Source organism: Thermogemmatispora aurantia (assembly GCF_008974285.1).
GTDB classification, from domain to species: domain Bacteria; phylum Chloroflexota; class Ktedonobacteria; order Ktedonobacterales; family Ktedonobacteraceae; genus Thermogemmatispora; species Thermogemmatispora aurantia.
In genome coordinates this window covers 365,477-379,570 of sequence record NZ_BKZV01000004.1, presented here as the reverse complement: position 1 = coordinate 379,570, position 14,094 = coordinate 365,477, and the positions used below count along the sequence as shown (strand labels likewise).

General features: G+C 63.9%; 13 protein-coding genes. 4 read left to right on the top strand and 9 right to left on the bottom strand.

Annotation, left to right across the window (positions count from 1 at the left end; all coding sequences use genetic code 11):
- Window positions 1-37 precede the first annotated feature (37 nt).
- Both KTAU_RS14085 and KTAU_RS14080 read right to left on the bottom strand, forming a co-directional pair.
- The gene (locus KTAU_RS14085; RefSeq protein WP_151728980.1) at window positions 38-1,045 is read right to left on the bottom strand and encodes a sugar-binding transcriptional regulator; all 1,008 of its coding nucleotides are present in this window, start codon (window positions 1,043-1,045) and stop codon (window positions 38-40) included.
- 196 nt (window positions 1,046-1,241) lie between these two features.
- The gene (locus tag KTAU_RS14080; RefSeq protein WP_151728979.1) at window positions 1,242-2,315 is read right to left on the bottom strand and encodes a class I SAM-dependent methyltransferase; all 1,074 of its coding nucleotides are present in this window, start codon (window positions 2,313-2,315) and stop codon (window positions 1,242-1,244) included.
- A gap of 394 nt (window positions 2,316-2,709) precedes the next feature.
- Between KTAU_RS14080 and KTAU_RS14075 the strand changes: the two genes are divergently transcribed.
- On the top strand, window positions 2,710-3,006 hold the full coding sequence (locus KTAU_RS14075; RefSeq protein ID WP_151728978.1) for a hypothetical protein: 297 nt from the start codon (window positions 2,710-2,712) through the stop codon (window positions 3,004-3,006).
- The gene (locus KTAU_RS14070) at window positions 3,000-3,698 is read left to right on the top strand and encodes a class I SAM-dependent methyltransferase (protein ID WP_265576280.1); all 699 of its coding nucleotides are present in this window, start codon (window positions 3,000-3,002) and stop codon (window positions 3,696-3,698) included. Before KTAU_RS14075 ends, KTAU_RS14070 begins: the two co-directional genes overlap by 7 nt.
- A gap of 49 nt (window positions 3,699-3,747) precedes the next feature.
- Here KTAU_RS14070 and KTAU_RS14065 read toward each other — a convergent pair whose 3' ends face one another.
- A complete protein-coding gene (locus KTAU_RS14065; protein WP_151728976.1) occupies window positions 3,748-5,298 on the bottom strand; it encodes an acyl-CoA synthetase in 1,551 nt (516 codons plus the stop codon).
- 364 nt (window positions 5,299-5,662) lie between these two features.
- Between KTAU_RS14065 and KTAU_RS14060 the strand changes: the two genes are divergently transcribed.
- Complete coding sequence (locus KTAU_RS14060) at window positions 5,663-6,463, top strand: TetR/AcrR family transcriptional regulator (RefSeq protein WP_151728975.1); 801 nt, start codon at window positions 5,663-5,665, stop codon at window positions 6,461-6,463.
- 66 nt (window positions 6,464-6,529) lie between these two features.
- On the opposite strand, the gene KTAU_RS14055 is transcribed toward KTAU_RS14060, so the two are convergent.
- The 6 genes from KTAU_RS14055 to KTAU_RS14030 all read right to left on the bottom strand — a co-directional run bounded on the left by KTAU_RS14055 (window position 6,530) and on the right by KTAU_RS14030 (window position 12,446).
- Window positions 6,530-7,300, bottom strand: a complete 771-nt coding sequence (locus KTAU_RS14055; protein WP_069804645.1) for a 3-hydroxybutyrate dehydrogenase — start codon at window positions 7,298-7,300, stop codon at window positions 6,530-6,532.
- Between the two features lie 7 nt (window positions 7,301-7,307).
- Window positions 7,308-8,105 (bottom strand): ABC transporter ATP-binding protein, encoded by a 798-nt coding sequence (locus tag KTAU_RS14050; RefSeq protein ID WP_151728974.1) that lies wholly within the window; start codon window positions 8,103-8,105, stop codon window positions 7,308-7,310.
- Window positions 8,092-8,949, bottom strand: coding sequence for an ABC transporter ATP-binding protein (locus KTAU_RS14045; protein ID WP_069804643.1), 858 nt, complete (start codon window positions 8,947-8,949; stop codon window positions 8,092-8,094). The genes KTAU_RS14050 and KTAU_RS14045 overlap by 14 nt, the downstream gene beginning before the upstream one ends.
- Complete coding sequence (locus KTAU_RS14040; protein WP_151728973.1) at window positions 8,946-10,055, bottom strand: branched-chain amino acid ABC transporter permease; 1,110 nt, start codon at window positions 10,053-10,055, stop codon at window positions 8,946-8,948. Before KTAU_RS14040 ends, KTAU_RS14045 begins: the two co-directional genes overlap by 4 nt.
- 21 nt (window positions 10,056-10,076) lie before the next feature.
- Complete coding sequence (locus KTAU_RS14035) at window positions 10,077-10,994, bottom strand: branched-chain amino acid ABC transporter permease (protein ID WP_170293296.1); 918 nt, start codon at window positions 10,992-10,994, stop codon at window positions 10,077-10,079.
- Between the two features lie 192 nt (window positions 10,995-11,186).
- Window positions 11,187-12,446, bottom strand: coding sequence for an ABC transporter substrate-binding protein (locus KTAU_RS14030; RefSeq protein WP_151728971.1), 1,260 nt, complete (start codon window positions 12,444-12,446; stop codon window positions 11,187-11,189).
- 468 nt (window positions 12,447-12,914) lie between these two features.
- On the opposite strand from KTAU_RS14030, the gene KTAU_RS14025 reads away from it, so the two are divergent.
- On the top strand, window positions 12,915-13,952 hold the full coding sequence (locus tag KTAU_RS14025; RefSeq protein ID WP_151728970.1) for an extracellular catalytic domain type 1 short-chain-length polyhydroxyalkanoate depolymerase: 1,038 nt from the start codon (window positions 12,915-12,917) through the stop codon (window positions 13,950-13,952).
- The last annotated feature ends 142 nt before the right edge of the window (window positions 13,953-14,094 follow it).

The following is a 14,094-nucleotide window of genomic DNA, read 5'->3' as shown; positions in this document are numbered from 1 at the left end:
TGGTTTCTCAGGCAGGCGAGGCGGGCGAGCACCTGGCTTAGCCAGGGAGCTGAGCCAGCTCCTGGCTGGAAGCAAGCTGCAGCAGGGCGCGCGCCCCCGGTTCATCAGTGATCAGCACTTTGACCACGCCGGTCCGCAAGGCCCCAAACATGGCCTCCTTCTTGGCTGCACCCGCCGCTACGGCGATTACCAGCGGGACCTTGCGCAAGGTCTCAAACGAGACGGTTACCGTGCGACAGAGTAGCTCCTGGGCACAGAGGCGGCCCTCAATATCAAAGTAGCAGCCGCAGATATCGCCGACGGCACCTTGACTGCGAATCACCTGCAGCTCTTCCTCATCCAGGTAGCCAGCGCGGAAGAGACCAGAGGCCTCCGGGCGTGCGCCACCGATGCCCACCAGCGCCATGTCCATCTGCTCCATCATCTGGAACGAGCGACGCAGGCTGCGCTCCTTGAGCAGACCTTCGCGCACCGTGGCATCGGCCACCAGCAGGGGCGCATGCAGGTAGTAGCAGCGCCCACCGTAGGCATCCGCCAGGCGACGGGCGATCTCCGGCCCATCGATGTCGGGCCGGGCAGAGGTGTCAACGCTGCCCATGAGCTGGATAACGTTGAGCGGCAGGCGCCGCCGGGGTCGCAATGCTTTGAGCATCTCCAGCATTGAGGTCCCCCATGAAATGCCGACCGTGCGAATGGGCCGCTTCCCCTCTGCGTGCGATTCCTGGATGCGCCGGTCAACATAGCGCGCCGCCAGTGCCCCTACGCGGTCTAGCGCCACCCCCTCCGCTTCCGCCGCCTCCAGCACCTGCGCATCCTGCAGACCAAAGCGCGCCATCAGCTCCTCTTGCAGGGCGGCAGAGGTGCGCAGCACCTGATGGACATGAATGTCAACCAGACCCAGCTCCCGTGAGCGGCTCAGCAAGCGGGAAACGCCGGAGCGCGAGATGCCGATCATTTTGGCAATCTGCTCCTGCGTGTAGTTCTCTTCATAGTAGAGGCTGGCCACCTCGGTCAGGAGATAAATATCGTCACTTTCCTGAGTCATACTGTTGTGCCCTTTCCCTGAGCAACAGAGATCGTTCGCACGCCCGTTTCGGCACAAACGCCGATCTTTGCACCAACGTGCAACCTTGAGAAGTATTGTAAAAGGCAGGCACTCCCCTTGTCAACCGCGTCAGCCTCTGCCGCAGAGACCCGGCAGGGCGGAGCAGGCTCGCGTCTAGCAGCCAGGCGCTGGCGCCTTAAGCCTCAGCAGGTGCTCCTGAGAGCGTCGCGGCAGTGCTCGCCGCTTCGGCCTCGTCCTGGCTGCGCTCGACAATGAGCAGGCCGCCCGCGCAGTCCTCACACCAGTAGCGTCCCCCCTGTCCTCCCCAGCGCTCCAGACAGCGCTTCCCCAGCGCTTCCAGGGTGGCAGGCGAGAAGACCCGCAGATGCCCATAGACCGGCTCAGGCCGCTCTTCATAGGGGACAGCGATCACCAGGAGACGCCTGGTGGCCGCCAGCAGATTGTTCAGGACCTGCTCACCTTCCTCGGGACCGAAGTGCTCCAGGACGTGCAGGGCCACAACTGTGTCGAACCTCCCAAGCGGGGCCAGCTCGCCGGCCACCCGCAGGTCAGCCTGCACAAAGCGCACCTGCGGCCAACCGCGTTCAGCAGCTAGCTGACGGGCAACGAGAAAGGCGTCGGGGAGCAGATCGAGACCGACGATCTCCCTCAACTCGGGACAGACCTCGGCGAGCAGCAAAGGCAGAAAACCGAAGGAGCAGCCGGCATCGAGCAGAGTGCCAGCGGCAGTGGCAGGCTCTCGCCCGATGAGGGCCGCGACACGACGATAGAGGCTGGAGAAGACGGCAATGGGCGAGGCTGGTCCAGGCAGCTCCTGCGGCTGAGCGCTCTGCAGGAGAAGACGATAGCGCTGGAGAGTATTTTCGCCGTAGCGTCGCCAGGCCAGAGCCGGATCACGGGGGGAACAGGAACCAATGACTCCAGCAAAGAGCTGAGCCAGGTCAGCAGGGGTCGCCAGCCAGCCGGCAGGACGCAACTCTTCGAGAAAACAGGCCCCAAGATCGGCATCCAGCTCCTGACGTGCGAAAAAGTGCACGAGCAGGCGCCGCGGCTCCTCGGCCCGCTCCGCCATGAGAAAGTGGGGCGTGTGCTGCAGCCGATAGCCCCCCGCCTGCAAGCGCTCGGCCAGCACGCGACGCTGCGTTCGATGGCCGTCGATGACGACCAGATCTTCGACGCGCAAGGCCCGCTCACGAACGGGCACCAGGACGCGACGCCGCTTCTCGCCGCTCTCTGCTGCTTCGCTCACGTCCGGTGCCTCCTTTCTTCACATATCACACGGGAGAAGTCCCTTGCTATTATAGCACCATCGCCATCACCTGGGGCGCCCATCTTGCTCGTTCTCTTGCCCAAGTCTGGCCAAGACAGCTGTACCCTTTGCTCTGTTTCATCCTTCCCGATTATGCCGCTCCCTTGCAATACAGCGTTACCGATGTTATGCTGATGCCACATATCTATGAAGCAGCAGATATTAGCAGAATGACCGGGATAGTTGCAGGTTGTAAAGAGGAGAAAAAAGAGACTTTTCTCTCTGCCATAAGAAGAAGCTCAAGCTCTGCTCGTGCAGCGCTGCCGCTCTCCAAGGACAAAGCCGCGCCTTGTCGTCTCTTCCAAGATGCTCACCAAGAAGGAGCAGTGATCGTATGAGCGAGCACGAAGTTCAGAGGCAGTCTCTGGCCAACCGAGCAGCAAGCAGCCAGCCACAGTCAGCTCCCGAGCCGAGGCCACTTCCCGGCACCACTTACCCTTTCAATGCCGAAGATGAGGCTGAGCTGACCCGCCTGGCTCATCAGGATCAACTGATTACCGCCGGTATGGGGGGCCTCCTGCCAGAAGAAGGGCACACCCTACCGGCTGGCGGGCGCGTGCTCGATCTGGCCTGTGCCCCGGCGGTTGGGCCATTGAGGTCGCCGCCGCCTTTCCCGCCGTTGAGGTGGTAGGCATCGATCTCAGCGCGCGAGCCGTTGAGCGCGCCACCGCCCGCGCCAGAGAGCGTAGCCTGACCAACGTGCGCTTTCAAACCATGAACATCATGGAGGCACTGGCCTTCCCTAACGCCAGCTTCGATCTCATTAATGGGCGCTTCATGGCCAGCTTCATGTTGCCAGCATCCTGGCCACGCCTGCTGGCTGAGTGCCGCCGTCTGCTCAAACCCGGGGGAACCATTCGCCTGACCGAGACCGAGGGGCCGCTCACCAATAGTCTGGCATTCGAACAGCTCATGGCCCTGGCCACAGCGGGTCTCAAACAGGCTGGCCAGAGCTTCTCAGCCGATGGCCGACACGGCGGCATGACCCCCATGCTGGCGCCTCTTTTACGCCGGGCCGGCTTCCGGGATGTGCGATTGCGCGCCAGCGCCATCGACTGGTCCTATGGTACCCCGGCCCATGAGAGCGTCTTCCAGGATGCCGTCATGACCCTGGAGCTGGGTCGCCCCTTCTACCTCAAGCTGGGGTTGGCCAGCGAGACCGAGCTAAGCCGTCTCTACCAGCAGGCCATCGCTGACATGCAGCAAGAAGATTTCTGCGGCCTCTGGACTGTGCTAACGGCCTGGGGCCGGCAGCTGGAGACGAACCCAGCCATCAGCTACCTCCTAGCGAAGCCTCGCGTCTGGCTCAGGCTGCCCGGCTGAGCCAGGCAGCCTGAAAGCCAGCCCCAGATCTGCCTGCCGGTTGGGAGCCTTACTGTTCTCCTTCCTGCACATAGCGCGCCCGCAGCTCTGCCTTGAGTACCTTGCCCATCGCATTGCGCGGCAGGGCCTCGGCAAAGACGATCTGCTTGGGAATCTTATAGCGGGCCAGGCGCTCGCCACAGAAGGCCAGCAGCTCTTCAGAGCGCAGGGAGCCGGGCGCGCGCGGCACCACAATCGCCAGGCCCACCTCGCCCCAGCGCGGGTCTGGCCTGCCGATCACCGCCGCCTCAGCCACACCCGGATGGGAGAGTAGCACGGCCTCCACCTCAGCGGGATAGACATTCTCTCCGCCTGAAATGAAGAGGTCCTTCTTGCGCCCCACGATGTAGTAGTAGCCCTCTTCATCGCAGCGCGCCAGATCGCCGGTATGCCACCAGCCACCGCGTGTGGCCTCCGCCGTCTCCGCCGGGCGCCGCCAGTAGCCTGAGCAGACATGCGGTCCCGCCAGCACCAGCTCCCCCACCTCGCCGGGCGCCACGTCCTGATCGTGCTCGTCGACAATACGCGCCCGCGAATGGAAGACCGGGCGCCCCACCGAGCCAGCTTTGCGCAGGGCATCCTCGGGCGCCAGACTGAAACAGTTGACGCCAACTTCGGTCAGGCCATAGCCCTGGCGCAGCAACACGCCCCGCTCTCCATAGCCCCGAATCACCGGCAGCGGGCACGAAGAGCCGCCCGTCACGCAGAAGCGCAGCGATGACAGGTCCGTAGTAGCAAAAGCCGGGTGCTCCAGCATGAGTTGAAAGACGGTTGGCACAGCAAAGACCACCGTGCAGCGCTCGGCCTCGATCGTGTGCAAGATCAGAGCTGGATCAGAGGAGCGCAGCAGAACCACGGTGCCGCCACAGTGGTAGAGCGGCGTCGTCAACACGTTCAGGCCGCCAGCATGAAAGAAGGGGGCAAAGGTCGGCGTGATATCGTCATCGCGCAGTCCCCAGCTGATTTGTGTATTGATGGCATTCCAGGTAATCATTCGATGCGAGAGCATCGCCCCCTTGGGCACGCCCGTGGTGCCAGAGGTATAGAGAATGAGCACCGGCTCCTCACCGTCGGTACTCCTAAAGGGATGCGCTCGCGCCGCCAGTTGCTGATCCTCCCCTGGAAAGGCTGCCCAAGAGAGCAAGCGTGGCGCCGGGCCTGCAGACCCAGCGGTAGACGTCAGCGCCTCTACCAGTTCGCTGGCCCGCTGACTGTGCTCCTCATCGTGCAAGAGCAGGCGCGGCTCGCAATCGCGCATAATCGTCAGCAGCTCAGGAATCGTCAAGCGCCAGTTGAGAGGCACGAGAATAGCCCCGAGCAGAGCCACAGCGAAGAGGGCATCCAGATACTCGGGCGCATTGTAGGCCAGCACCGCCACGCGCTCGCCCGGGCCGACTCCGTAGTCCTCGCTGAGCAGGATCGCCAGCGCCCGCGCCCGCTCGTTCAAGGCGCGATAGCTCAGCCGGGTCCCGCTCTCAACATCGACCAGGCCAATCTTCTCGGGCGTCAGCTGGGTCCGGCGCTCCAACCATTCGCCCAGACCAAGAAAGGTTTTCTCCATGCAGGACCTCCTCACAGAGGAAACTCTTGCGGCTCGCACCAGCGCCAGCCGCGACTCGGCTACCCAGGTTCTTGGCCGATATGCTAAAATATGATACGTGAATCATATATCATGTAGCTAACTGTACCCGAGGCCGGGCCGAAAATCAAGCTCAGAGGGGGCCAGCAGGCTCCTCGATCCTCGGCATCTCGCCACTAGCCCAGAGCGCTGCCATCGCCGCACCAGAGCAAGGAAGCGAAGCGATAGAGCGACGGCCAGAGGCGATAACAGGGACTGGACACGAAGCGCCCGGTATGTGACCATAGAGAAAGGAGGCCACGTGAGGCCCGTTAGAAGGACGGCTAGGAGGAAGAGTCAAGAGTACATGATGGACGAAGCAGCTCAGCCCAGTGCCCCAGAGAATGAGCGCGCCACTCCGGCCAGAGAGAGCCTGAGCACGCCAGGTCCCTCGCGCGGTGAGATCACGCGTCAACGCATTCTGGAGGCCGCCGAAGCAGTCTTTGGCGAGCTGGGGTACTATGAGGCCAGCATTTCAGAAATCACGCGGCGCGCCGGCGTCGCCCAAGGCACGTTTTACATCTATTTCCGTACCAAACGCGAGATCTTTGTCGAGCTGGTCAAAGACCTGGGTCGGCGCCTGCGCGAAGCCTCGGCGGCGGCCACCGCTGGTCTGACCAACCGTCTGGAGATCGAGCGGCAGGGGTTCATCGCCTTCTTCCGCTTTGCTGCCGCTCATCGCAGCGTCTACCGCATCGTCGAAGAAGCTGAGCGTGTCGCCCCCGAAGCGGCGCAAGAATACTACCAGAGCATCAGCCGGGGCTATGCGCGCGGCCTGCGTGCCGCGATGGAGGCCGGCCAGATCCGTCCAATGGACCCGGAGACGCTGGCCTACGCCCTGATGGGCATCGGCCACTTCCTGGCCCTGCGCTGGATCGTCTGGCCCCAGTTGACGAACGCGCCGGAGTCCGCCGCTGCGACTGAGGCGCGTACTGCACCTGCTGCAGCCCCCCAGAGCCAGGACGAGAGCGAGCAGAGCGCAGAGCAGGTGCTGCCACCCCAGGTCTTTGCAACGCTCATGGACTTCATCACCCACGGTCTGGCCCTCACTTCGTCCCCGACAGAGCCAGGACCGGAGGCCAGGCCGTCGGAGCCGCAGCCTGATTGACTGCGGCCCAGCCGGGCCGGGCCAGGCCGGTCCCCACGATCTTCACCCGCCCTTTCCCCGGCTGGGCTACTGGGCCGTCCAGCCGCAGTCGATCACCTGGGCGCTCCCTGTGATCCCCGCCGCCGCCTCGCTACAGAGATAGCTCACCAACTGAGCCACCTCCTCCGGCTCCAGCAGGCGGCGAATCGCGCTGCGCGCCGTCATCACCTCTGCCACCACGCGCTCCTCGGCAATCCCATGCTGGCGGGCCAGGGCCGGAATCTGGCCCTCGACCAGCGGCGTGCGCACGTACGAAGGGCAGACAGCATTGCAGGTAACGCCGTGGGGCGCCCCCTCCAGGGCCGTCACGCGCGTCAGTCCCAGCAGGCCATGCTTGGCGCTGACATAGGCCGCCTTCAGCGCCGACGCTCGCAAGGCATGCACCGAAGCGATATTGACAATGCGCCCCCAACCACGTTCATACATGCCGGGCAGCACGGCCCGTGTCAGCAGAAAGGGAGCTGTCAACATCAGATCGATCATCTGACGCCACTTCTCGACCGGGAACTGCTCCAGCGGCGCCACATGCTGGAAGCCAGCATTATTGACCAGAATATCGATGCGCCCCTCAGCGTCCAGCGTTGTGGCGACGAGACGTTCAATGTCGGCCTCGTGCGTCAGGTCCGCCGCCACAAAGCGCGCCTGTGGTAGGGTCGCCGCCACCTTCTCCCCCTGGGCGGCGTTGACATCGCACAGCGTCACGCGCACCCCATGCCCTGCCAGATCACGCGCAATGGCCAAGCCAATACCCGAGGCGGCGCCCGTGACCAGCGCCACCTTGCCTGTCAAACCTTCCATTGCTTGCTCACTCCTCTCCTCTTGCTTCGTTGTTCAGGCCCCCGCGCACCAGGGAGCGCGCGTCAAGGCTTTTCTCGTCTGGCCCTTCGGCCTTCGCCTCGCCGCCCAGATAGAGATGCTGTATAGCCGGGCTGGCTGCCAGGTCAGCTGGCCGGCCCTGCAGGACGATGCTGCCGCTCTGGAGCACGTAGGCCAGACTGGCTACCTTGAGCGCCTTGCGCGCATTCTGCTCGACCAGCAGGATGGTCAGCCCCTCGTCGCGGTTGAGGCGCGCCAACACGGCGAGCACGCTTTCGACGATGGCCGGCGCCAGGCCCTGAGACAGCTCGTCGATGAGCAGCAGACGAGGCCGGCTCATCAAGGCTCGTCCGATGGACAGCATCTGGCTCTCGCCACCGCTCAAGCTGGCTGCTGGCAGAGCCAACTGCTCCTTGAGGCGCGGAAAGCAGGTCAGAACACGCTCGATATCAGCCTCGATGGCCGCACGCCCGCGGCGCGTGAAGGCCCCCATGAGCAGATTCTCGCGCACACTCAAGGATGGAAACAACTCTCGTCCCTCGGGCACCAGTCCCAACCCCAGGCGCACCCGCCGCTCAACGCTGGCACGCTGTACCTCCTGGCCAGCGAACAGGATGCGCCCGCTCCGCGCCGGCAACAGGCCCAGCAGTGTGCGCATCAGGGTTGTCTTCCCGGCCCCATTGGCCCCCAGTAGGGCCACCAGGCTCCCCGTGGGGACCTCCAGCGAGACACCATGAAGAATCTCCAGCGGCCCATAGCCGGCGCGTAAATTCTCAACCCGCAGCATGGTCGCTCACCTCCCATTCCTCACGAGCGCCGATCTCCTCCTCGCGCCCGAGGTAGGCTTCCAGGACGGCAGGCTCGCGCAGCACCGTCGCCGGCTCGCCTTCGGCCAGCTTGCGCCCGTAGTTGAGGACACAGACGCGCTGCGCTACCGCCTGGACCACCTCCATGTTGTGCTCAATCAGCAGCAGGGTCAGACCCAGCTCCGCATTCCAGCGTCGCAGCTGCTCGGCCAGGGCCGCTACTTCGCGCAGAGGGACCCCCGCCGCCGGCTCATCCAGCAAGAGCAGGCGTGGCTCTCCGGCCAGGGCCCGCGCTACTCCAATCAGCTTTTGCAGGCCCGCCGGCAGCGTGGCCACCAGGCGATCGGCGTAGCTCTCCAGCCCGAGCCAGGTCAGGACCTCCCTTGCCCGCTGACGCGCGGCTGTCTCTTCGCGCCTGGCCGGGCCAATGGGAAGCAGGCTCTGGAAGAGACCAGCACGCAGCCGGCTATGGCGCCCCACCAGTAGATTTTCCAGGACCGTCATGCTGCTGAACAGCTGTCCATTTTGAAAGGTCCGTCCGATTCCAAGGGCTGCCCGGCGCTCCGCGCCCAGGGCGAGCAGATCCTGCCCGGCCAGGCGAATGCTGCCGCTGCTCGGCCTGACGAAGCCACTGATGCAATTGAGAACCGTCGTCTTGCCAGCCCCATTCGGGCCGACCAGGGCAAAGATTTCGCCCTCCTCGACACGCAGATCAAGATCGGCCACCGCTACCAGGCCGCCAAAGCGCACGGTCAGCCCCTGCACCTCCAGCAAGGGCCTGCGCTGGCGCACCTCCTGTGCAGCTGTCTGCCACTCAGCACTCATGGCTTTCCTCCCTCTCCCTGAGCCAGGCGCCCGCCTCGGCTAAAGACTGCGCTCAGGCCGCCGGGGAAGAAAATCAAGGCGAGCAGCAGCAGCACGCCGTAGATGCCCGTGGTCAGTGTGGCAATTGGGAGCTGCAGCGGCCCCAGCGTCAGCGGATCAGGTAGCTCGCCTAAGAGTAGCGGCACAAGGCCCACAAAGAGCGCCCCCAGTAGGGAGCCGGACAGGGAGCCGGCCCCGCCGACGACGATCATCGTCAAAAAGGCGATGGTCTGGTCAACGCTCGACATACTGGCCGTGGCCGTCGTGCCCCAGGTCGCATAGAGCACGCCCGCCAGCCCGGTCAGCACCGCGCTGACCACAAAGGCTAACAGCTTGTAGCGCGTCAGAGCCACCCCACAGGCCGCCGCCGCCACCTCGCTGTCGCGCAGAGCGATCCAGGCCCGCCCGATGCGCGAGCGCAGCAGGTGGAAGGCACAAAAGAAGACAAGCGCTGTCAGGACCAGCACCAGATAATAGAGGACGCGATCGTCGCCCAGGGCCTCGGGTAGGGCCGTCAGCTCGTAGCTCTGGCGCCCAGCGCTGGTATCCCACAGCGTCAGCAGTGAACCGGTCAAGACAACCAGGCCCAGGGTGGCGATGGCCAGATGGGCCCCCGAGACGCTGAGGGCCGGGCCGCCGATGATCAGGCCGAGGAAGGCACAGACGAGCAGCGCGACCAGCACCGCCAGCCAGTAGGGCTGCTGCAGGTCGCTATTCAGCCAGGCCAACAGATAGGCGCTGACACCAAAGAAGGCGGCGTTGCCCAGCGATGGCTGGGCTGCATAGCCGGTGAGCAGGTTCTGGGCCAGGGCGGCGATCGCCAGGATCAGGATCAACGTGACACGGTGCAGCTGGAAATCGGCGCTGTCGCCAAAGAGCAGGTCGAAGAGCGATGGCAGCAGGACCAGGGCGATGAGCGCCAGGAGCGACGCCGTCGCTCGCGGCCAGGCGTGACGCGCGCCCCCCGACGCTCTCTCCGCTCGTCCGCTTGCTGTCAGGGGCACCTCCTCTATGGGGGCATCCTGCGAAACCTGGCCCCTCTTCAGGGGTGAGACAATGCGTTTCATGGCCACTCATCTCCCTCCGCGCTAGACACGCCGCAGGGCGGCCCCGCCAAAGAGTCCGCGGGGACGCAGCAGCAGCAAGAGCACAAAGCCGGCGAAGATCAGGGCCTCACGGACGCCCGGATTGCCCAGGTCCAGGGCGCCCAGGCTGTGGCCGGCCAGCAGCAGAGCCAGCACATTCTCCGCCAGACCCACGAGCAGACCGCCGAGTACCGCCCCCTCCAGACGGTCGAGGCCGCCCAGCACGGCGCCGATAAAGGCCAGTAAGAGCACCGGGTCCATGAACTGCACGTCGATCACGGTCTGCCGGGCGGCGATCAGGATGCCGGCAACGGCAGCCAGAAGGCTGGCCAGTATCCAGACGAGCAGGAAGATCAGCCCCACGGGAATGCCCATCAGCCGCGCCGCCTCGAGACTATCAGCGGTCGCTCGCATGGCAATACCCAGGCGCGTGCGCAGCAGAAAGAGCTGCAACACGATGAGCAGCAGGCCCGTCGTCAGGAGCGCCAGAGCATCGCTCAGCGAGAGATAGAGGCCGCCGAGACGCAGGGCGTGGCCCTCGAAAGGCGTTGGGAAGTGCACCGGCGAGGTCAGTTGCGGCCAGAGCGCCTGAACGAGCGTCTGCAGCACCAGGGCTAAAGCGAGGGTAGCAATGGCCTTGGTGAGAATAGGGGCCGCCAGCAGCGGACGTGCAAAGGCGCGCTCAACGACGGCGCCAAGCAGGAGGGCAAAGAGCAGGCTGAGCAGGACGGCCAGCCAGAAAGGAAGCCGCGGCCCCGTCAGCAGGATATACAGTAAGCAGGTCGAGGTGGCAGCCAGCGCTCCGTAGGCGAAGTTGAGCACGCCCGTCGTGCGATAGATCAGAACAATGCCCAGCGCCAGCAAGCCGTAGAGGCTGCCGGTGACCAGCCCCGACAGCAGGACCTGGAGCAGTGCAAGCACAAGGTGCCTCCTCTCTTCGTCAGCCAGGACGAGCCAGTCAGCAAACAAGCAGAACGACAGCCAGAGCCTTAGACCGCCGGCGCCTTTCTTATTTTTTTATAAGGAAGGCCACAGCAGCGGCGCTGGCTGTCGAGTTGCAGGCGGCAGGCGAGCACCGTCGCTCACCCCACGCCCATGCAGACAGAGCAGGCTCTAGGGCCAGACGGCGCTGGCTTTGATGAACGAACTGACAGGCGTGAGCTGCCCTTGCTTGATCTGGAAGAACATGAAGTCGCTCACCCCCCCGTGACGCTCCGGCGTCCAGGTCAGCGTCGGCCCAAAGCCAGTATCGTAGTTGACGAAATCGTGGTCGAGAGCGTCGCGCAGGCTGGCGCGCGTGGGATTACTGCCGGCCTTGCGCAGGGCATCGACCATGATCTTGGCATTGATGTAGCCGTAGAACTTGTAGGCGCTAAAGACAGGATCGCTGCGGGTGGCCTGCAAATATTGCTGCGCCACGGGTGTGTCCATGCTGGTGTAGCCACTGACGTAGATGCCTTCGCCGGCAGCACCCAGGACCTTGGCCCAGGAGTTGTCAGCCATCGGATAGTTGGCCAGGTAGCCCAGCCGCGGACGATAGCCCTGGGCGGCAGCGGTAGCGACAAAGCGCGCTGTGGGACTGGGCAGGCCGTTGAGGACGATCAGGTCGGGCGCGGCGGCTTTGAGGGTCTGGAGAGCCGCCGAAAAGTCGGTCTGAGTGGCGTTGTAGCCGACGGAGGCCACGAGCTTGCTGCCGTACTTTTGCAGCGCCTCAGCCAAGGTGGTCTTCTGCTGCAACCCGAGGACGTCGTCTTCATAGAGGAGGCCAACACTACGCGCTTTGAGGGTGGTGGCGACATAGTAGCCAATGACGTGCCCTTCGTCTCCATAGTTGGGCTGGGTCATCCAGACCCAGGGTAGGGCCTTACCGCTCTGGTCGGTGTATTGGGAGCCGCCGCCAATGGGATCAATAAAAGGAATGCCACGCGGGACGGTGTAGCTCTCGGCGACGTTGGCATTGCCGGAGCCGCAGACCTGGAAGATGGCGAAGACATGGTCTTGCTCGACGAGTTGACGCACCGCATCGCGCGTGCGCGTGGAGTCGCCGTTGTCGCTGACCTGGATGAATTTGATCTTGCGCCCATTGATCCCGCCAGCGGCATTGATCTGGTTAAAATAGAGCTGGTCCCCCTGCAAGATAGGAGCACAGATGACTTTGATGGGGCCAGTGGTGTCAAGCACTCCTCCAATGGTGATAGTATCGGCGTTGACTCCAGGCGCGCTGGTGCTGCTTCCCCCGCCTCCGCCGCCGCTGGTGCTCCCACAGGCGCTCAAGAGGAGCAGGAACAGGAGTACGCTGGGGAGAAGCAGGCCCACACCGGAACCGCCGCGTCTGCGCTGCTCCATTGGTGCTGGTGGTCGCTGAAGCCTCATGGTCTCGCTTTCCTCCTTCCGCTGGTGACAGCCTCGTTGCTTAGCAGCCACACCGATCGCTGTGCTGGGCTATGCGTGGGCTATCGCAGTGATCAGCTGAGTGAATCATGAGTCACTCATCATATGACACATGATTCATGTATCATGATAGTCGGAAAACCGCCATTGTCAAGGGGGAATTCTCCACCTTCTACCCTTGACAGGATCAGGCGAAATATGATACATGAATCATGTGTCATGTTCGCTCCTCCGGTCAGCCGAGGCAGGCCCGATCCGTCGCGGAGCCATCAGTCTCCTGGTCGAGCTGGGGTGCTCACGAACGGCTCGGGGCTGGCCGGAGGCGGCGAGCGCAGGATGGCGACAGCGCTGCCCCTCCTGTCCAGACAACCTGTTCAGGTCTGTCCGCAGACAGACCGCGGCCTCGCGATGCCATGAGGGCATCCATGAGCAAGCAAGGGAGATTGCCGTATGCCGAACTCCACGTCCCCTGGTCCTCTTCCTCACAGCCGTTGGCTGCTCGTCGGTCTTCTCGTCCTCATGCTGACGAGCCTTTTCCTTCTGCCAGCGCCGGCGGCCCATGCCAGCGGCGGCACCTTTGTCCAGTATCTCTATAGCGGACCAGCGGGGAGCCGTCCCTACTACGTCTACACCCCTGCCGGCTACCATGTCGGCACTGCAGTGCCTTTGATCGTCATGCTGCATGGCTGCCTGCAGACACCCGTTGACTTCGCCGCTGGGACGCAGATGAACGCCCTGGCAGATCAGCAGCAGTTCATTGTGGTCTATCCCCAGCAGACGACCCTGTATAATGCTTCTGCCTGCTGGAACTGGTTCCTGCCAAGCAACCAGGTACGAGGTTATGGCGAGCCGGCCATCATCGCTGGCATTGTCCAGACCGTTGAGCAGAATACGTCGCAGTGGACAATTGATCGTAAGCGTGTCTATGTGGCCGGCCTTTCAGCCGGGGCGGCGATGAGCGTGATTATGGGTGTCACCTATCCTGATCTCTTTGCGGCTATCGGTGTGGCTTCGGGCCTCGAATACCAGGCGGCGACCTCGGCCTACACTGCGCCGCTGGCCCAGCTCTATGGCGGCCCTGATCCGCAGCAGCAGGGCCAGCTTGCCTACCAGGAGATGGGCAGCCGGGCGCGGGTTGTGCCGACCATTGTCTTCCACGGTCAGAGCGACTACGTGGTCTATCCGATCAATGGTGATCAGGTAGTGCAGCAGTGGATGACGACCGACTCTCTCGCCTCGGGCGGTAGCTACAACGCCAGTTTCGGCAGCCCGTCGAGCAGCAGCAACGGCCAGGTTCCTGGGGGACACGCCTATACGGTCCAGACCTGGACCGATAGCAGTGGCAGAGAGATCCAGGAATACTGGAAGGTCTACGGCATGGGCCATGCCTGGTCGGGCGGCAGCAGCAGCGGTAGCTATACCGATCCCGCCGGACCGAGCGCGACCAACGCCATGTACACCTTCTTTATGAATCACCCCATGTCCTGATTATTCCCCACTTTGCGGCTTCCTGCCCTGGCAGCAGCAGGCCAGCAGCCTGGCTGTTGAGTCGACACGGGACCGGTCCGGGCGGCGCGACGCTCTTGCACGTCGTCGTCACCCGGACCGGTGGCAGGATCAGAAGACGGGG